The organism is Actinomadura sp. DC4 (assembly GCF_030406325.1).
Taxonomy (GTDB): domain Bacteria; phylum Actinomycetota; class Actinomycetes; order Streptosporangiales; family Streptosporangiaceae; genus Actinoallomurus.
In genome coordinates, this window is the sequence record NZ_JAUEQY010000009.1 from 44996 (window position 1) to 62793 (window position 17798).

Annotated in this window: 14 protein-coding genes; 5 read left to right on the forward strand and 9 right to left on the reverse strand. The window is 71.2% G+C overall.

Annotated elements, in window-relative coordinates; genetic code table 11:
* The first annotated feature begins 57 nt into the window (after positions 1–57).
* Positions 58–843, forward strand: coding sequence for an ABC transporter ATP-binding protein (locus QWU11_RS16610; RefSeq protein WP_290109189.1), 786 nt, complete (start codon positions 58–60; stop codon positions 841–843).
* Entirely contained in the window at positions 840–3305 is a 2466-nt protein-coding gene (locus tag QWU11_RS16615; RefSeq protein WP_290109190.1) for an ABC transporter permease, read from the forward strand. The genes QWU11_RS16610 and QWU11_RS16615 overlap by 4 nt, the downstream gene beginning before the upstream one ends.
* Before the next feature lie 4 nt (positions 3306–3309).
* Here QWU11_RS16615 and QWU11_RS16620 read toward each other — a convergent pair whose 3' ends face one another.
* The 3 genes from QWU11_RS16620 to QWU11_RS16630 all read right to left on the reverse strand — a co-directional run bounded on the left by QWU11_RS16620 (position 3310) and on the right by QWU11_RS16630 (position 6302).
* Positions 3310–4323, reverse strand: a complete 1014-nt coding sequence (locus tag QWU11_RS16620; protein WP_290109191.1) for a glycosyl hydrolase family 18 protein — start codon at positions 4321–4323, stop codon at positions 3310–3312.
* 31 nt (positions 4324–4354) lie between these two features.
* Positions 4355–5155 carry a hypothetical protein gene (locus tag QWU11_RS16625; protein ID WP_290109192.1) on the reverse strand — a complete coding sequence of 267 codons (801 nt, stop codon included), beginning with the start codon at positions 5153–5155 and terminating at the stop codon, positions 4355–4357.
* Between the two features lie 112 nt (positions 5156–5267).
* Complete coding sequence (locus QWU11_RS16630; protein WP_290109193.1) at positions 5268–6302, reverse strand: DUF1996 domain-containing protein; 1035 nt, start codon at positions 6300–6302, stop codon at positions 5268–5270.
* A gap of 242 nt (positions 6303–6544) precedes the next feature.
* On the opposite strand from QWU11_RS16630, the gene QWU11_RS16635 reads away from it, so the two are divergent.
* Positions 6545–8278, forward strand: a complete 1734-nt coding sequence (locus tag QWU11_RS16635; protein ID WP_290109194.1) for a discoidin domain-containing protein — start codon at positions 6545–6547, stop codon at positions 8276–8278.
* 13 nt (positions 8279–8291) lie between these two features.
* Here QWU11_RS16635 and QWU11_RS16640 read toward each other — a convergent pair whose 3' ends face one another.
* Entirely contained in the window at positions 8292–9353 is a 1062-nt protein-coding gene (locus tag QWU11_RS16640) for a LacI family DNA-binding transcriptional regulator (protein ID WP_290109195.1), read from the reverse strand.
* A 135-nt stretch (positions 9354–9488) separates the two neighbouring features.
* Between QWU11_RS16640 and QWU11_RS16645 the strand changes: the two genes are divergently transcribed.
* Positions 9489–10718: an MFS transporter gene (locus QWU11_RS16645; RefSeq protein WP_290109196.1), complete on the forward strand. Its 1230-nt coding sequence runs from the start codon at positions 9489–9491 to the stop codon at positions 10716–10718.
* A 70-nt stretch (positions 10719–10788) separates the two neighbouring features.
* Here the strand turns inward: QWU11_RS16645 and QWU11_RS16650 are convergent, their stop codons facing one another.
* From QWU11_RS16650 to QWU11_RS16670, 5 genes are all read right to left on the reverse strand, one after another.
* The gene (locus QWU11_RS16650) at positions 10789–11115 is read right to left on the reverse strand and encodes a hypothetical protein (protein WP_290109197.1); all 327 of its coding nucleotides are present in this window, start codon (positions 11113–11115) and stop codon (positions 10789–10791) included.
* 923 nt (positions 11116–12038) lie between these two features.
* Positions 12039–13286 (reverse strand): histidine kinase, encoded by a 1248-nt coding sequence (locus QWU11_RS16655; protein WP_290109198.1) that lies wholly within the window; start codon positions 13284–13286, stop codon positions 12039–12041.
* 95 nt (positions 13287–13381) lie between these two features.
* Positions 13382–14329: a hypothetical protein gene (locus tag QWU11_RS16660; RefSeq protein WP_290109199.1), complete on the reverse strand. Its 948-nt coding sequence runs from the start codon at positions 14327–14329 to the stop codon at positions 13382–13384.
* 23 nt (positions 14330–14352) lie between these two features.
* The gene (locus tag QWU11_RS16665) at positions 14353–15900 is read right to left on the reverse strand and encodes a serine/threonine-protein kinase (protein ID WP_290109200.1); all 1548 of its coding nucleotides are present in this window, start codon (positions 15898–15900) and stop codon (positions 14353–14355) included.
* Positions 15901–15945: 45 nt separating this feature from the next.
* Complete coding sequence (locus tag QWU11_RS16670) at positions 15946–16407, reverse strand: hypothetical protein (protein WP_290109201.1); 462 nt, start codon at positions 16405–16407, stop codon at positions 15946–15948.
* A 157-nt stretch (positions 16408–16564) separates the two neighbouring features.
* Here QWU11_RS16670 and QWU11_RS16675 point away from each other — a divergent pair, with 157 nt between their 5' ends.
* The gene (locus QWU11_RS16675; protein WP_290109202.1) at positions 16565–17782 is read left to right on the forward strand and encodes an MFS transporter; all 1218 of its coding nucleotides are present in this window, start codon (positions 16565–16567) and stop codon (positions 17780–17782) included.
* The last annotated feature ends 16 nt before the right edge of the window (positions 17783–17798 follow it).

The window sequence follows — 17798 nt, forward strand, 5'->3', positions numbered from 1 at the left end:
CTAGCGTCGTTCTCGGCTTCTCGAACTCGCGGGGAGCGGTGGAAGCGGGGATCTCAAGTGAACGTGCCGAACCCGACCCAGACCGGGTACTCGCGCGAGGCCGTCGAGGCGGCCGTCGAGCTGCGGGGTGTGCGAAAGGTCCACGGGCGGGGCGGTTCGGCCGTGCGCGCTCTGGACATCGGTGACATCGACTTCTTCAGCGGTACCTTCACCGCGGTGATGGGGCCGTCCGGATCGGGCAAGAGCACGCTCCTGCACTGTGCGGCGGGGCTCGACCGGCCCACCGACGGCACCGTGCGGCTCGCCGGGACCGACCTCGCCCAACTGTCCGAAACAGCCCTGACCAAGCAGCGCCGGACCCGTGTCGGGTTCGTCTTCCAGGCGTTCAACCTCGTCTCGGCGCTCAACGTACGCGAAAACATCCTGCTGCCCTCGCGGCTCGCGCACATCCGATGCGACCGCCGCCGCCTCGACGAGGTCGTACGGCGGGTCGGGCTGCAGGACCGGCTGCGGCACCGCCCGGCCCAGCTCTCCGGCGGTGAGCAGCAGCGTGTCGCCATCGCCCGCGCGCTCTCCGTACGGCCGGAGGTGATCTTCTGCGACGAGCCGACCGGCGCGCTGGACACGAGTACCGCGGCGGAGGTGCTGAGCCTGTTGCGGCAGGCGGTCGACGTCGAGCGGCAGACCGTGGTCATGGTCACCCATGACCCGGTGGCCGCCTCGTACGCGGACCGGGTCGTGTTCCTGGCCGACGGCCGGATCGTCGACGACCTGCGCGCGCCCGGTGTCGACGCGATCGCCGAGCGGCTCGCCCACCTCGGTATGCGCGGGAGGGCGTCATGACGAGGATCGCCTGGCGGATGCTGGCCCAGCGTCCCGCGAGCATGATCGCGACACTGCTCGCGCTGTGGTTCGCGGTCGGCATCGTCACGACGTGCGGTGCGATGCTCGAGTCGGGGATCCGGTTCCACGGCGCGACCGCACGGTACGCCGCCGCGCCCGTGCTCGTCGCCACCACCGACATCCGCGTCACCGAGGGGCACGGCGACGACCGTGACACCGAGAGCTACCCGCTGGCCGGACGCGGAACGCTCGACCCGTCGCTGGCGGCCCGCGTCGCGGCGGCACCCGGCGTCCGTACGGTGGTCGCCGACGCGGCCGTGCCGGACCGGATCGGCACGACGCCGGTGGAGACGCACCCCTGGGCGGCGGCACGGCTCGCGCCCTTCAGCCTGACAGCGGGCGGCGCCCCTCGAAACGGTGACCAGGTCGTCCTCGACCAACGCCTCGCCGAGCGCGTCCACACGAACCCAGGCGGCCAGGTCCACCTCGGCGCGCGTACGGTCACCGTCACGGGCATCGCCTCGGGGAACGCTCCGGAGACGGTCTTCACCGGCGGTGCCGTAAACGCCCCCCAGGTGCTCGCGGTGTTCGGCGAGCCCGGCGTCGGGGCCAAGCGCCTGGCCGACGCCGTACGCCACGCGCTCCCGCCCGAGCCCGAACGCCTGTCCGGCGCGTACCCGCGCGTCTTCCACGGCGCCGGCCGCGGCAGCGTCGAGTCGCCGGCCGTCGACAACGGGCGGGAGTTCGTCATCGCCGTGTCCAGCGTGTTCGGGGGATGCGCGCTGCTCATCGGGATCCTCGTCATCGCCGGCACGGTGGGCCTGTCGGTCAAGCAGCGGCACCGCGACATCGCCCTGCTCCGCGCGCTCGCGGCGACGCCGCGCCAGGTGCGCCGGATGGTCGTGCGCGAGGCCGCGGCCCTGGGCGTGGTGGCCGGCGCGGCGGGCGTCTGGCCGGGGCTGGCGGGCGCGCACCGGCTGCGTGAGGAGTTCGTCTCGCGCGGCATGGTGCCGGACTCCTTCCACACGCGTCTGTCATGGCTGCCGCCGTCGGTCGCCGCCGCGTCCGCCCTGCTCATCGCGGTCGTCGCGGCGTGGATCGCCAGCCTGCGCGCCAGCCGGATCAAACCCACCGAGGCGCTCGCTGAGACGGCGGTCGAGCGCGGGGGCGTCGGCCTCATCCGTACGTTCCTCGGCCTGGTCGCGCTGGCCGGCGGGGTCACCCTCTGCATCGTGTCCGCGTCGGTGTCGGGGGACAGCGCGGCCGGCGTGTCGGTGGCGACCGTGTTCACGATGGTCGTGGCCGTCGCGCTGCTGAGCCCGCTGCTGATCCGCGTGGCGGCGGCGACGTTCGGCCGGGCGCTGCGGCTCGCCGGCGTCACCGGGCGGCTGGCCGCCGCGAACACCGCGACCTCGGCGCGGCGGCTGTCGGCCGTGGTGAGCTCGCTGGTCCTCGCGGTGGCCCTGGGCGGTTCGCTGTGGTTCGTACAGACGTCGGAGCTGCACGTCGCCGCTCGGCAGAGCCGCGCCGGCGTCCTGGCCGGACACGTCGTGACCTCCGGCGTACGGCCCGAGGTGACCGCGGCGATCCGGCGCACGCCGGGCGTCGTGGCCGTCACCGGGGTGACGCACGGCCGGCTGTTCTCGCCGCGCGGCGGCATCAGCGACATGTCCGCACAGGGCGTCGACGCGGCCGACCTGGCCCAGACGATGGACCTCGGTGTCATCCGCGGCAACCTGGCCGGGCTGACCGGGGACACCGTCGCGGTCGACGAGCTCACCGCGCAGTCGCTGCACCTGCGGGTTGGCGGGGAGTTCCGCGGCTGGTTCGGCGACGGTGCGGTGGCGCGGCTGCGGGTCGTCGCCATCTACACCCGCGGCCTGGGCTTCGCGTCGATGACCGTCCCGCACGACACACTGCTCCCGCACACCACCGCGGGCCTGGACGACGCGGTCCTCGTGGCGGGCGGCGACCGGGCGGTCTCGTCCGTACGGGCCCTGCTCGGCCCCGGCGCCGTCGTGGTGGACCGCGACGCGTACCAGGTCGGACTCGGGCAGGAGCTGAAGGAGAACGCCTGGACGAACCAGATGGTCACCGGCGTGCTGCTCGTGTACGTGGTGATCGCGGCGGTGAACACGCTGGCCATGTACGCGCTGGGGCGGCGGAGGGAGTTCGCGGTGCTGCGGCTGTCCGGGACGACCCGGCCGCAGGTGTTCGGCATGGTCCGGATGGAGCAGGTCCTGCTGCTCGGCCTGTCCCTCGCGGTCGGCGCGGCGATCGCCGCGGCCACGCTCATCCCGATGGTCAAGGGCATCACCGGGTCGGCGACCCCGTACATCCCGCTCTCGGGGTGGGTGGCGGTGATCGGCGGCGTGGTCCTGCTCGGCGGCGTGTCGACATACGTGCCGGTCCGGCGGGTGCTGCGGATGCGCCCGGTCGAGGCGATCGGGCTGCGCGAGTGAGGCGCTACGGCGTGACCCAGTCGCGCCGGTACGCCGACCAGTCGGCGTCGGTGGCCGCGAAGTCGACGTACAGGGCGACGCCGAAGTCCTGCCGGGGGTTCCCGCCGAGGGCGAGCCGTACGCCTCGTACGGCGGCGCCCACCGTCTCGGCGGAGGCGTGGTGCCCCCAGTCGTCGGTGTGGTAGGCCGGGAGACCCATCAGCAGGCCGGTCGCCGACGGCACGTTCCGCAGCGCCAGGTCGGTCTGGCGGCGCACGTACCCGCCGTAGAGGGACCGGAGCGGAAGGGCCGTGTCGTAGCTCATGATCGCGATCTGGTCGACGCGGCGGGCGACCTGACGCAGGTAACCGGGCGTCCACCACTTGTTGTGCCCGACGATCGCGTTGCCCGCTGAGGTGAGCCCGGCGACGGGCTCGACGTGATGGGAGGCGATCGAGACGACGCGGGCGCGCCGGTGGGCCATGGCGGCGGTGGCGTCCAGCAGCGCGAGGAGCCCGCGGTCGCCGTCCGGGACGGGTTCGAAGTCGAAGTGCACGCCGTCGAAGCCCTTGTCCAGCACCTGCCGCGCGGAGGTGACGACGCGCGTGCGCGTCGAGGCGTCGTCGAGGTCGAGATCCCCCTTCGCCCGGCCGACCTGCTGGCCGAGCCACGCCTGGACCCGTACGCCGGGTATCGCGGTCCGCAGGGCGCGTACCGCCCAGGCCGCCTGCGGGGACTTGGCCGGGTCCAGCGAGCCGTCGCCGTCGAGGGGGCCCGCGTGCACGTACAGGTCACGGATGCCCGTGCCGCGGATCCGCCCGGCGAGGGCTGCCACGTCCGCGTCCGTACGGCGGCCGTCCACCCAGGCGTGACCGAGCCAGACCGCGTCGTGCCCTCGGGTACGCGCCCGGGCGTCCGGGGTCCCGGTGTCCTCCAGCCGCAACGCGGTCCCGGCGGCCACCGGCGCCAGCAGGACCAGGGCGATCACGACGGCCGTGATCCGTACCCGGCGCCGGCGCCACAGCGGACTTTTTCCCATATGCCGTATGACGCCATATCGGGGGAAATGTTTACAGTCGTCGCAGGCAGGTCGTACTCGGGTAGTGGTTGATGTCGATGGCCGAGTCCGTGGACTTCGCCGGGCAGTGCGTGAGCACGGTCGCGACGACCCTCGCCCAGGCGGACTCGGCGTCGCAGTCGATCGTGTCGAGGCCGAGGCTCATGGTGCCCAGGGGTGCGTTGAAGGTCGCCGGCTTCTTGACGCACTCGCCGTTCTCGAAGGCCGGTCCGGGGTCCAGGACGTTCGCGCCCTCGCCGTGGCAGATGACCGGCCGCTTCTCGTCCTCGCGGCGGGTCGTGAAGTAGCCGTCGAGATGGCCCTGGTCGTCATGGCACTGTGACTTCTTGCGCAGGAAGCTCCTGATCTTGCCGGGGCCCTGGCGGTCGTAGCAGGGCCGCTCCTTCGGCTCGGCGTCGTCGTCGCTGTAGATGCAGTCGCCGACGCGAAGGATGCCGCCGCCCTTGCCGGGGTCGGCGGGGTGCGGCGCGGCGACGTTGCGGACGCAGACCGCGCCGCCGGCCGGGGCCTGGATAGTGCCGTCGGTACGGCTCGGGCAGTCCCGTAGGTGGGTGACGACCTTGATGATCTGGCCCGCGGCGCCGGGGGCGGTGCAGGGGAGGGCGGCCGAGGGGCCGGTGGGTTCGGTGTCGCCCTCGAACGACGCGGTGACGCACTGGCCCGCGACCCATTCGGCGGTCGGGCTCGGCGCGGCCTTCGCGACGGTGGGACGGGGGGACTCGTCGGTCGAGGCGGGAGCACTGGAGCAGGCGGTGAGCAGCCCGGCGACGACCGATAACGGGAGCAGGCGCACGTCGTACCGCCCTTGGTTCTCTGCCGTATAAGGATCTTCAGTGTCGGGCCGATGCCCCCGGCGCGCAACCGGCGATGCGGCCGGAGGAATCCCGGCCGCATCGCATGCGAGGTCAGGGCAGTTCGTAGTTCTCGTTGAGGGCGGCGCCGGCCTCGGGGTGGGTCTGGTCGTAGCCGCGCGCGTCGCACTGGAGGCCGCCGACGACGCAGTGGTCGACCAGCGCCTTCTGGGTCGCCGGGTCCCACGCGTTGAAGAAGTCGTAGTGGAACGAGTAGCCCCGTCCGCTCGACAGGCGGACCTGGGACATGTCGCCGGACACCGGGAAGGCCATCTTGAACTCGATCATCGGCAGGGCGACCGGGTGGTCGTCGGGGCAGATGCCGTTCACCGGGTAGGCCATGTGGCTCTTGTGGTCGGGCACGTCGAGGTATCGGCCGTCCCAGCAGCTCGGTGCCTGGTAGCGAACGTTGAGCTGGGTGCCGGCCGGGCACGTCGGCGGGATGTCGGCGTTCTTGAAGCTGTTGCCGCACTCCCAGCCCTCGACCGTGCCGGGGTTGTGCATGAACTGGTCGGCGGTGGCCGTCGGGCTGCCGACGACGAACCGCAGGCCCTTGGGGAACGGCCGTACGCTCGTGTAGTCGAGCACGCCGGTCTTGTAGTAGATGACCTGCGGGAAGTTCGGCGTGACGAGCGTGCTCCCGTTGTACATCGTCGGCACCCAGTAGCCGGACTTGTCGCCCGGGGCCCGGCATGTGGTGCCGCCCGCGCTCAGCGACGCGGTGGTGCTGTTCGCGGCGGTGGTCGTGTTGCCCATGAACGTGTGGTCGTGGGAGGCGCCGGGCTGGCCCGCGTAGACGATCGGGTCGTCCGGCTGGTGGTGGGTGTAGGCGCAGTTCGCCTGGAACTCGTGGAAGTAGCGGTGCGGCGGATCACCGTGCGAGGGGACGACGCCGGTCACGGGCGGATTGGCGGGGATGTATCCGTCGCCGTCCGGGTCGTCGCCGGAGGGCACCGGTACCGCGTGATGGCCGGCGTGTGCCGCCGGGACCGTGTACGCGGCGTGGCCGAGCGGCAGCATGCCCACCGTGACGGGGGCGAGGGCGGCGGCCAGCAGACCGCCGAAGAGCAGGGACGATTTTCGTGCCATGCGGGACCTCCCGAGGAGCCGTGCGGAGGAGTACGGCGTCCTGGTCTTGGTCGAAAGAGGCGGGGGAGAGCGCTCTCCGAGGTGGCCTGAGTGTGACGTGGCTCATGACGGGCTGTCAAGACCGAGTTTCGTTCGTCTGGGCCGGGAGGTCGCTGGGCTCTTGACAGCTTCGCGCTCGACGGTCAGCCTCGGGGCTGGAGAGCGCTCTCCTCGCCCCGCGAGCCCCGTATCGAGGAGAGACCATGCACCCTGCCCGCAGTCCCGGGGGACGCCGACGCGTCGCCGCGCTCATCGGCCTCATCGGGGCGGCCTTCGTCACCGTGCCCCTCGCGTCGCCGGCCTCGGCGGCCGGCAGCGTGGTCAAGGTGACCGGCGGCCAGGGGAACTGGCAGTTGCAGGTCAACGGCGCGCCGTACGTCGTCAAGGGTCTCACCTGGGGGCCCGCGGTCGCGGACGCCGAGACGTACATGCCGGACCTGGCGTCGATGGGCGTCAACACGATCCGTACCTGGGGGACGGACGGCACCTCAAAGCCGCTGCTCGACTCCGCGGCGGCGCACGGCGTGAAGGTCGTCGCCGGCTTCTGGCTGCAACCGGGCGGTGGGCCCGGCAGCGGCGGGTGCGTCGACTACGTCACCGACTCCACGTACAAGTCGAACATGCTGGCCGAGATCGCCAAGTGGGTGACCACGTACAAGGACAACCCGGGCGTGCTGCTGTGGAACGTCGGCAACGAGTCCGTCCTCGGCATGCAGAACTGCTTCTCCGGCTCCGCGCTGGAGAACGAGCGCAAGGCCTACACGAGCTTCGTCAACGACGTCGCCGTCAAGATCCACGGCATCGACGCGAACCACCCCGTCACCTCGACCGACGCGTGGACCGGCGCCTGGCCGTACTACAAGGCCAACAGTCCCGCCCTCGACCTGTACGCGGTCAACTCCTACAACGGCGTCTGCGCCGTGAAGCAGACGTGGATCGACGGCGGCTACACCAAGCCGTACATCATCACCGAGACCGGCCCGGCCGGCGAGTGGGAGGTGCCGAACGACGCGAACGGCGTGCCGAGCGAGCCGGCCGACCAGGCCAAGGCGGCCGGGTACACCAACGCCTGGAACTGCGTCAAGGCCCACCCCGGGGTCGCGCTCGGCGCCACGATGTTCCACTACGGCACCGAGCAGGACTTCGGCGGCGTGTGGTTCAACCTCATCCCCGGCGGTCTCAAGCGGCTGTCCTACTACACGGTCCGGCAGGCGTACGGCGGCTCGGCCCCGGTCAACACCCCGCCCGTGATCTCGAACATGGCCGTCTCCTCCAGCGTGGCCGCGGGGCAGCCGTTCGACGTCACGGCCTCCGTACGGGACCCGCAGAACGATCCGGTCAGCTACACGATCAAGGTCAGCGGGAAGTACGCCACCGGGGACGCGACGCTGGTCAACGCCTCCTTCACTCAGACGGGCAGCGGGTCGTTCCGCGTGACGGCGCCGCAGGCCCTCGGCGTCTGGAAGGTCTACATCTTCGCCCAGGACGGCAAGGGCAACGTCGGCGTCGAGACGAAGTCGTTCCGCGTCGTGCCGCCTCCGGTCGGCGGTACGAATTTCGCGCGCGGCCGGCCGGCCACCGCCTCGTCGTACCAGCCGTACGAGAACCTCGTGCCCGGCAATGTGACCGACGGCGACCTGACCACGCGCTGGGCGAGCGACTGGAGCGACCCGCAGTGGATCCAGGTCGACCTCGGCTCGGTCCATGCGTTCAATCATGTCCAGTTGGTCTGGGAGTCCGCGTACGCGAAGACCTACACGATCCAGGCCTCCGACAACGGGACCGACTGGCGGACGGTCTCCTCGACCTCGGCCGGTGACGGCGGTGTGGACGACTTCGCGGTCGGCGGCTCGGGCCGGTACGTGCGGGTGAACGGCACGCAGCGCGGTACGGGCTGGGGTTACTCGCTGTACGAGCTGGGGGTCTATGGGAGCTGAGCGTGCCTGAGAGTTAGGCGCTGTGCCGTATGACGAGGGTGGGCTCGAAGACCACCGAGGTCACCCGCCGGTCCGGCCGGTCGAGCGTGGCGAGCAGGAGGCCGGCCATCTCGGCCGCCATGTTCTCGACCGGCTGGCGCACGGTGGTGAGCTGCGGGCGGCAGGCCAGCGCCGCGCTGCTGTCGTCGAAACCGACCACGGCGACGTCGTCCGGTACGCGGTGACCGGCCTCGCGCAGCACGAGGATGGCGCCCTGGGCCATGAGGTCGTTGGCCGCGAAGACGCCGTCGACGTCCGGGTGCTCGACCAGGAGGCGTTCCATGGCCGTCATCCCGCTGCCGAGGGTGAAGTTGCCCTCGACCACCGGGACGTACGGGCGGCCGTGCCCGGCCATCGCGCTCTGGAACCCGGCGAGCCGGTCCTGGCTGGCCGGCACGTCGAGCGGACCGGCGATGGTGGCGACGCGCTCGCAGCCGCGGGCCACGAGGTGGTCCGCGGCGAGCCGGCCGCCGTCCTGGTGGGCGCAGTCGACGTAGCTGATCGGCAGCGGGCGGGCCGGCCGCGCGAACAGGACCGCCGGCTGGCCGGCCTCGGTGAGCATGCGGGGGAGCGGGTCCTCGGCGTGGGTGGAGACGAGCAGGGCGCCGTCGGCGTTGCCCTGCCGGAGGAAGGCGAGAACCTGCTGACGGGCGTCGGCGGTGTCGGCGAGCATCAGAACCGGATGAATGCCGCGCGGGCGTAGATAGCCCACGATGCCGCCGACGACCCGGCCGAAGAACGGGTCGCCGAAGATCTGCTTGGTGGAGAAGCCGTCCTCGCCGATCTCGTCCTCTTCCCCGGCGCCGGAGACGACGAGGGCGACCGACCCGACGCGTCGCGTCACGAGGGAGCGGGCGGCGTTGTTGGGGACGTAGCCGGTGACGGCCACCGCCCGGCGGACGGTCTCCTGGATCTCCGGATCGACGTTGCGCACGCCGTTGACCACCCGCGACACCGTCGCGCGTGAGACCCCCGCCACCCGGGCCACGTCCTCCAGAGTGGGAGGCCCCGACACCCGGATGGGCTCGTCGCTCATGCCGGTCTTTATAGCACGGAGGAGAGCGCTCTCCTTTTGGCGCGGGGCCCGGCCGACAACGGCCAGTTCGGGGGCCGTTTCCGCTCTCGGCCTGCAGGATGGTCCCTGTATTTCCCCTTACTCGTTGAGGACCCTTTGGACGATCACACGCGCCGGGCCGAGCGCCTGTTCATCCCGGCGATATTCATCACGTCGTTGGGCAACAACATCCAGGTCATCGCGGCCTCGTTGCTGCTCGTACGGACCGAGAAGACGATGCTCGCCGTGGGCTGGCTCTTCATCGCCGTGGCCATTCCGCAGGCGGTGCTGTCGCCGTTCTTCGGGCGGCTGGCGGACCGCTTCGACCGGCGGCGGCTGTGGTTCGGCTGCGACCTGGCGAGCGCTGTGGCGGCCCTGGCCCTTCCGCTGGGCGTGGCGGCGGGCGGGCCGCGGCATTTCGTCATCTACGGGGCCAACTTCGCGCTGGCGGCGGTGAGCGCGCTGTTCGTACCGGCGAGCGCGGCGCTGATCAAGGAGCGGGTACGGGGCTCGGAGCTGCGGCGGTTCAACGCGAACTATGAGATCGCGATGCAGACGGGGATGTTGCTGTCCGCTTCCGTGGGCGGCTTCGCCGTGCAGTGGCTGGGCGCGATGCCGTTGTTCGTGTTCAACGCGGGGACGTTTCTCGCCTCGGCGGCGTGCGTGTTCGCGATGGGGCGGGGACCGTCGGGGTCGGTGCGGGTGGTGACGGCGGACGCTGTTCCGCGTTCTACGGCGGTGCCTGCCCGTACGGGGAGGTTGATCCTGCTGTACGCGCAGAGCAGCATCGTCGTGACGGTCTTCAACGCGCTGCTGCCGATCTTCGTCATCGCCGAGCTGCATCGGGGGAGCGGGATTCTCGGGGTCGTCGACGCGCTCGGTGGTCTCGGTTTCCTCCTGGCCGCCGCGGCGTACCGCGTGATCAGCCCGCGGACGGAGGATCTGCCGATCGCCCTGGCCGGCTTCTTCCTGACGGGGATCGTGCTGGTGCTGCAACCCCAGTTCGGCACGCTCGGCCTCGTACCGGGCGTACTGGTCGGCGCGTGGGTGCTGGGGCAGGCCCGGATCGCCTCCAGGGCACTGCTGCTGACGTCGGTGCCGTCTCGTGAGGTGGGACGCGTCTTCGGCCTCGCCAACGCGTACGGCCTGGCGGGCACGGTGGTCGTCATGCTGGGGGTGTCGGCGGTGACGGACCATTCGGACAGCCGGTACGGTTTCGCGAGCCTCGCCGTGATCACAACGGTCTTCACGGCTTTGGTCCTGGTGACGAGCCTGCTGACCTTCCACCGAGAACGACGAGTACTACCCCAGCTAACCGTCCCAGCCGAACAGACCCCAACCGCATGACGTCCCGGGTAGCCGGCTGGTACTCCCTGGAAGCGGCGCAGGCCACCGTGGACGGGGCGCGCGATTCGCGTCACGGCCTCCCCGTCACGATGCGGTAGATCCCGAGCGGGATGCTCAGCAGGCCGACCACGGCAAAGGCCGAGATGACGACCCATTCCCGGGGCGGCCGGTCCGGCCGAGTTTCCTCTCCCGGCGGAGGGATCTTCCGCAGGAACCTCAGCACCGATTCCGGGGTCCGGTCCGAACGGTCCAGAATCTGGCGGAAGGCCCTCACCGCCGGCGAGCCGAGCGCGAGCAGGACGACCCCGATCACGAGGGTCGTGATGCCGCCGGCCGACGGGCGACCGGCGTGTTCGGCGGCAAGCGTCACCGTCGGGGCGTTCCATTGGACGATCACGCCACATCATCTCCCGCCGGGGCCGAGCGGAACATGCGTGGCCGTGGTCGTCGAAGTGCGTGACGCTGTGGCGGTGTCGTCGTCTTTGAGCGCGGTGGAGTAGGAGCGTACGGCTAGAAGGTTGCGTGGGGATCACCGGCGGGCCGGTCGCCAGGAGGTCTCCTTGACCGGGCCGAACAGTGCTTGGAACCGGGGCGAGCTCTGCTCGGCCGGCCAGAGGTCCGGGACGCCGGTGCTGAGGCGTATTCCGTCGACGTGGATCGCTGAGGTAGTGAGCGCCGACACTGGCGGCCACGAGTTCTTCGCCTGGATCGTCCGTGAGCGCCTCGCCGTACTCGATCTCCTCGATCGAGGAAGGCCAGAACATCGCTCCACACGATGGCTCACCATAACGCCGGCCCGGCAGCGCCGGAAAAGACACTCACAGATCCGTGGCAAGAGCGGATCTTGGCCTGGCTTCCCGCTGACCTGAGCTAGCTGCGCGTGCGGCGACGGGCCCGCGCGTACCAAGCTGAGGCCGAGACCAGGGGTACGAATCCAAGAATCCAGACATTCCTTGTAAGGATGGCAGCCAATACCGCGAAGACGACTGCAGCGATCGTGGACATGATCGCCAGGGGCAATGGTGTCCGATTGTGCAGCCACCGTCCCAGGACTCGATCATCGAGCCGGGTCGACGCTTGTACGGCGTTCTGCAAACTTGTCACGGCCTACCTCCGGCGCCGAGCATACGCCTGTGCGTTGAATCTGTTCCGTGGTCGGCTCGCGACAGGAGAGGTCGTCCCGATCGGCACGACCGGGCGAGTGCCTCCTCCACTTCATCCCTCGGTCGGTCGTCTGCCCGGCACGAACGAGCGGGGCACGACGACATCGCAGGTTCCGATCACCTGTTGCCCGAACCGCCTGGAGGGGTTCGGGAGGCCTCAGGCGGCCTCGACCGGGATGGTGACGTCCAGCGATGTGCCCACCCCCGTAGGGCTGGCCAGGCGCAAGGTGCCCGACAACGCCTCCACCCGGTCCTTCAGGCCGATCAGGCCTGAGCCCTGGCCGAACTCGGCTCCGCCGTGGCCGTCGTCGTGGATGGTCAGGTGGACCTCGCCGTCGGCGGCTGCCAGGTCCACGTGGACCGTTGACGCCTCCGCGTGTTTGTACGCGTTCGTCAAGGCCTCGCTCACCACGTAGAAGATGGCGACCTGTACCTGTTCCGGCAGCGGGTTCGGGGCCTGGTCGTGCAGCTCCACCGGCACCGGTGACCGGCGGGCCAGGGTCTTCAACGCCGCGTCCAGGCCCGACTTCGACAGCACCGCCGGGTGCAGGCCTCTCGAAATCTCCTGCAGCTCCGACAGCACGCCCGACAGGTCGTCGGCCGCGCCGGACAAGGCCTGTTTCAGCTCATCCTGCGACGCGACCCCCTCCGCCGAGCGCAGGTTGTAGCCGATCGACACCAGGTGCTGCTGGACCCCGTCGTGCAGGTCGCGTTCGATGCGGCGTCGCGTCGCGTCGGAGGCCGCGATCACTCGCGCGCGGGAGTCGATCAGGTCCGCTCGGCTCTTGGCCTGGGCGATCGTGCAGGCGACCAGTTCCACGAAGTCGCCCAGGCGTTCCTCGGTGTCGGCGGGCGGCGGCTCCGGGCCGCAGAACATCACGGCCGTCTCCCCCCACAGCCGGCCCTCGACCCACACGGGGCACGAGACGATGTGGGAGATCTTGTTCGACCGGATCCAGGTGCCGATCTCGCTCCTGATCGAGTCGCCGGTGATCCGGGTCGCCTTGCCGGTACGGAGCACGAGCGCGGCGGCGGTGTCGGCGGCGATCGGCCAGCGTCCGCCCAGCGGGGCCAGGGCGTCGGGCACATGCGGGTCGGACCAGTGGGCGACCACCGTGGCCGTCTGGTCGGATTCGTAGCGGTTGATCGCGGTGTAGTCCGCTCCGATGAGGCTGCCGAGCTCGCCCGCGACCGTCCTGAACGCTTCCGGTGGTGAGACTCCTCGGGCGACCAGGGTGGCCACGTGACGCAGCGCGCCCTGCGACTCCGCCAGCCGCCGGAGTTCGATCCGGTCGGCGCAGACGGACTTCGATGTCGCGGCGAGGGATGACACCAGGGCACGCGAACGCAGCGCGAGTTCTCTTCGCCCGATCGTGGCCCAGTGGAGCGCATCCCGTGCTCCCACTTCTCGTCCCTCGATGAGTTGGTGAAGGGGCCGAATAAAGGCATTTTCACACTATCAGCGCAGGTCAACCGGTCAAACCGGGGATCGTGGGCGATTCAGGAAGGGAGCTGCAAGGACCACGAACCGCCGTCGGGGACCTGGACGACGAGCCAGCCCGACCCGGGCACGTTGAGCTCCTTCATCCCGTCGCCCAGTCCGTGGATCCAGTCGGTGCCGCCCCGCCGTCCCGGCCGTTCGAAGCTGAGCCGCCACGTCCCGGTGGTCCTGACCTGCACCGTGACCCTCGTACGCGAGCCGTCGTAGGAGAGGACCTCCTCGAAGTCGCGGCCGTGCCGTTCGCCGGAGAGCGGCAGCGCCGCGCTGACCGGCAGCAGCCGTACCGACCAGTCGCAGGACTCGCCCGTCAGCTTCACCTTGAAGTGGGTGATCGACGGGTCCACGAGGTGGCGTCCGTGGTAGGTCCGCTGGGCGTTGACGATGGTCTGGCCCGTCTCGAACGTGCCATCGGTCCTGGTCACGGGGTTGACGAAGAAGTTCGCGTCGCCGCGGTAGGTGACGTCGGCGATCGCGTACCCCCCGGGCTCGGGGCGGTCGAGCAGGATCTCGTACTCGCCCGGTTTCCTGCCCGCCGTGAGGTGCCGGTCCTCGCTCGCCCGTACCTCCGGCGCGGGGGCCAGATCGTCCTCGATCGCGTCGAGCGGGATCGGACGGTGGCCCAGGCGGGCGTCGAGCCGTACGAGCGCCGCGCGGCCCTTGCCGAGCGCGGCGGCGACGCGCGCCTCGCGGTTCGGCCGGTCCTCGGGGATCGCCTTGGCCTTGTCATACGCCTCGAGCGCGGCGCGGTAGTCGGCGACCATCGCCTCGGTGTGGCCCGGCGCGCCCGGGTCGAAGACGAGGTTCTCCAACTGCTCGCCGAACGCCGTGATCGACTCCTCGATCCCGGCGTCCCCGGGCGCGGTCACGCGGGACGTGCCGCTGCGGCGGGACAGGAGGCGCATGACCAGTACGGTCAGCGCGACGCCCGCGAGAAAGGAAACGACCACAGCCCACATGAGCGACCTCTGAATCAAGAACGGGGACGGAACATCGCGCCGCGGACCTGCAGCCCGGTAATGGTTGCGACGCAGCGGAACGTCCGAAGGTTCTGGCTCTCGTACTGGGACTGTGAGGGCGGGATGACCTCGATGGACCATTTGTCGGGGGAGTACCTCAGCGCGTCGCCGTAGCGTGACCGTGCCATGACGTCGCGGGAGCAGAGCCGGCGTACGGTCGGGTGCTGCTCCAGCGTGTGCTCGTTCCAGGTCTGGCCGTCGGCCGGCAGCGGGGCGATCGCGAACGTCTCGTACGCGTGCCCGACCATGCAGTCGGACCGGTTGATCTGGACGTTGCCGTTGATGGCCACGATGCCGCTCCAGCACTCCGCGGTCGCGGTGCAGCGCGCGGAGGCCCCGGACACGCCGGCCGCCGGGCAGTTCCGCGCGGTGGTCTCCGCGCCGCCGTACGGGTCCTTCTTCGGGCCCGATGCGCCCGCACCGGCGGTGGAGGTGCGGGTGCCGTGGTCCGAGCCGCCGCCGATCGAGTACGCGACCAGCGCGCCGGCGGCCACGATCGCGACCGCGACGACGATCGCGGCGGTGATCAGCGGACCGCTCATCCCGCCGCGCCGGCCCGGGACCGCGGGCTCGGTGTCCGGCCCGGCCGGCGCCTGACCCGGCCTGGGCGGTGCCTGACCCGGCCCGGGCGGGATCGGCACCGGCCAGTACGGCGGCGCGGCGCCCGCGTGCTGGGACAGGTCGGCCTCGGCGAGCGCGTCACGGAAGGCCGCGATGTTCTCCGGCCGGTCGCCGGGGTCGTACGCCATGGCCCCGCGGAGCACGGCGACCAGCCCGGCCGGCGCCCCGGGAACGTCGGGCACCGGCCCGAGGCGCGCCGCCATGAGCGCCACCATGCTCGGCGAACCGCTCGGCGGGAAGTACGGCGGCCGGCCGGACAGCAGCGCGTACAGCGTGGCGGCGAGCGAGTAGACGTCGCCCGCCACGGTGGGCTCGGCCAGGTCGAACACCTCGGGCGAGGCATAGGCCGGCGTCAGCGCCTCACGGGTGGCCGACGACTCCATCCCGGGCCGGGGGACGACGGCCAGCCCGAAGTCGGCGAGCGCGACGCCGCCGTACCGGTTGACCAGGATGTTCGCGGGTTTGACGTCACGGTGCAGCACCCCGGCGGCATGGGCCGCGGCGAGCGCGTCGGCGATGTGGACGCCGATGTCGCGGACCTCGGCGGCGGGGATCGGGCCCCTGCCACGGAGCCGGTCGGCGAGTGAGCCGTTGGGGCACAGTTCGAGCACCATGTACGGCCGGCCGTCGGCGAGCACCCCCGCGTCGTACACGGCGACCACGTGCGGGTGCCCGGACAACTGACCCGCCGCGGTCACCTCGCGCATGAACCGCCGCTTGTCCCGGTCGCTCGTCAGCCGCCGATTGTCGATCTTGAGCGCGACCTCGCGGCCGACGGAGAGCTGGCGGGCGCGGTAGACGGTCCCGTAGCCGCCCTGACCGAGTTCCCCCATGATCTGGTAGCCCGGGAGCGACCGGGCGGCGTCCCCCGCAGAGTCCATCCGGCCATGATCTCGCTTAATGCCCAAAGGGGTGGAAATATCCCGTTACCTGGCTGGACTTTTCGTACCGGCGGCTCTCAGCCTCCGGACGCGGCGCCAGAGAACGAGAACGCCGGCCAGGGCCGCGGCCGAGGCGAGCGTGGCGGCGAGCTTGACCCCGATCTCCCAGCGGCTCTCGACGTCGGCCGTACGGTCGCCCGGACCGGAGACGATCCCGGCGACACGATCTCCAGGCGCGAGGCGGCCCGCGTGGTGGAAGGCGACGTCGTGGGTCGCGAACGAGCCGTCGCGGGCGGCGAAGTCGCCGTCGCAGCGGTAGATCGTCTCGTGCGTGCCGTACTTGTCGAAGACGCAGAGGGAGACCGTGATCGTGCCGGGCCGCTCGCCGGCGACCCGGGAGACCGTGTGCACGGTGTCGACGGAGAGCAACGCCGCCGGACCGGCCAGGGCGACCGTGAGGACCGCGAAGACCCAGCCGGGCGCGAGCCTCGCCGCCGGATCGGTCATGCGGCCAGGCTATCGACGGCGGCCGAGAGTGCGCGGCTTTCGGCGGCCGGAGGCATCCCCTGGCCCTTGTGACGTGCTCTTTCGTCGAAGGTAGCCTGATTTTCGGGTCTGCCCCGAGGCGCCCGCCACCCTGATCGACCCCCTCCGGAGGGCTCGCATGTCCGCCACCCGCCCGTTCGGCCGTGGGGCGACGCTGCTGTTCGCGGTCGCCTGCGGCGTGGCGGTCGGCAACGTCTACCTCCCCCAGCCCCTGCTGGCGCTCATGGCCGCCGACCTGCGGGTCAGCCCCGCGCACGCCGGGCTCGTCGCCACACTCACCCAGTTCGGGTACGCCGCCGGGATCCTGTTGCTGGTGCCCCTCGGAGACCTCGTACGGCCCCGGCGGCTGGTCACCATCCTGATGGCCGCCACCACGGCCGGCCTGGTGATCGCCGCCGTGGCGCCCGCCCTGGGCGTCCTGGCCGTCGCGGCGACGTTGATCGGAATCCTCACCGTCGCACCGCAGATCCTCGTGCCGCTCGCCGGGCATCTCGCGCCGCCCGGACAGGCGGGCCGGGCCGTCGGGACGCTGGTCACGGGCCTGATCGCCGGTATCTTCGGCAGCCGGCTGCTGGGTTCGCTGCTGGCCCAGGCCACGAGCTGGCGGCTCGTGTACGCCGCGGCGGCCGTCCTGACGCTTCTCGCGGGCGTCCTGCTGCGTCCCGCGCTGCCGGAGGAGCCGATCGGCCGAGGGAGCTATCCGCGTGCGCTGGCCGGGCTGCCGGGGCTCCTCCGCAGGCAGGCGGCCCTGCGCCAGGCGTGCCTGGTCCAGTTCTGCAGCTTCGCGGTGTTCTCCGGCACGTGGACCGTACTCGCCCTTTATGTGACCGGACCGCGCTTCGGCTGGTCCACCGGGACCGCCGGGCTCTTCGGTCTCGTCGGCCTCGCCGCCGGAGCCCTCACCCCCATCGCCGGCCATCGTACGGATCGCCATGGCCCTCTCGCCGTCACCGCGGCGGCCGTCCTCGCCTCCGTCGTCGGCGTCGTGGTCCTCACGGTCGCGGGCACCGGCCCGATCGGGCTCGTCGCCGGGACGTTCGCGGTCACGGTGGGCATGCAGTCGGCCCAGATCGCCAACCAGGCCCGTATCTTCGCCGACCGGCCCGACGCCCGCAGCCAGGTCAACACCCTCTACATGACCGCCGCCTTCCTCGGCGGATCCCTCGGGTCCGCGGCCGGAACCACGCTGTACAACCACCACGGCTGGGGCGGTGTCTGCGCGGCGAACGCCGTCTTCGTCACCGTCGCCCTGGCCGGACACCTGCTCACCCTGTACCGGACCGCGCGCGACAAACGCGATCGAAAGTTTGTTCGATCAAATGTCTCCCGTGGATAGGGACAGGGCAAGCACC

What these genes read in the sequence shown, in the direction of transcription:
- QWU11_RS16630 (WP_290109193.1), bottom strand. Translation starts at nt 6,302, where the DNA reads ATGGCACGAAAATCGTCCCTGCTCTTCGGCGGTCTGCTGGCCGCCGCC.
- QWU11_RS16640 (WP_290109195.1), bottom strand. Translation starts at nt 9,353, where the DNA reads ATGAGCGACGAGCCCATCCGGGTGTCGGGGCCTCCCACTCTGGAGGAC.
- QWU11_RS16620 (WP_290109191.1), bottom strand. Translation starts at nt 4,323, where the DNA reads ATGGGAAAAAGTCCGCTGTGGCGCCGGCGCCGGGTACGGATCACGGCC.
- QWU11_RS16670 (WP_290109201.1), bottom strand. Translation starts at nt 16,407, where the DNA reads ATGACCGATCCGGCGGCGAGGCTCGCGCCCGGCTGGGTCTTCGCGGTC.
- QWU11_RS16665 (WP_290109200.1), bottom strand. Translation starts at nt 15,900, where the DNA reads ATGGACTCTGCGGGGGACGCCGCCCGGTCGCTCCCGGGCTACCAGATC.
- QWU11_RS16635 (WP_290109194.1), top strand. Translation starts at nt 6,545, where the DNA reads ATGCACCCTGCCCGCAGTCCCGGGGGACGCCGACGCGTCGCCGCGCTC.
- QWU11_RS16615 (WP_290109190.1), top strand. Translation starts at nt 840, where the DNA reads ATGACGAGGATCGCCTGGCGGATGCTGGCCCAGCGTCCCGCGAGCATG.
- QWU11_RS16675 (WP_290109202.1), top strand. Translation starts at nt 16,565, where the DNA reads ATGTCCGCCACCCGCCCGTTCGGCCGTGGGGCGACGCTGCTGTTCGCG.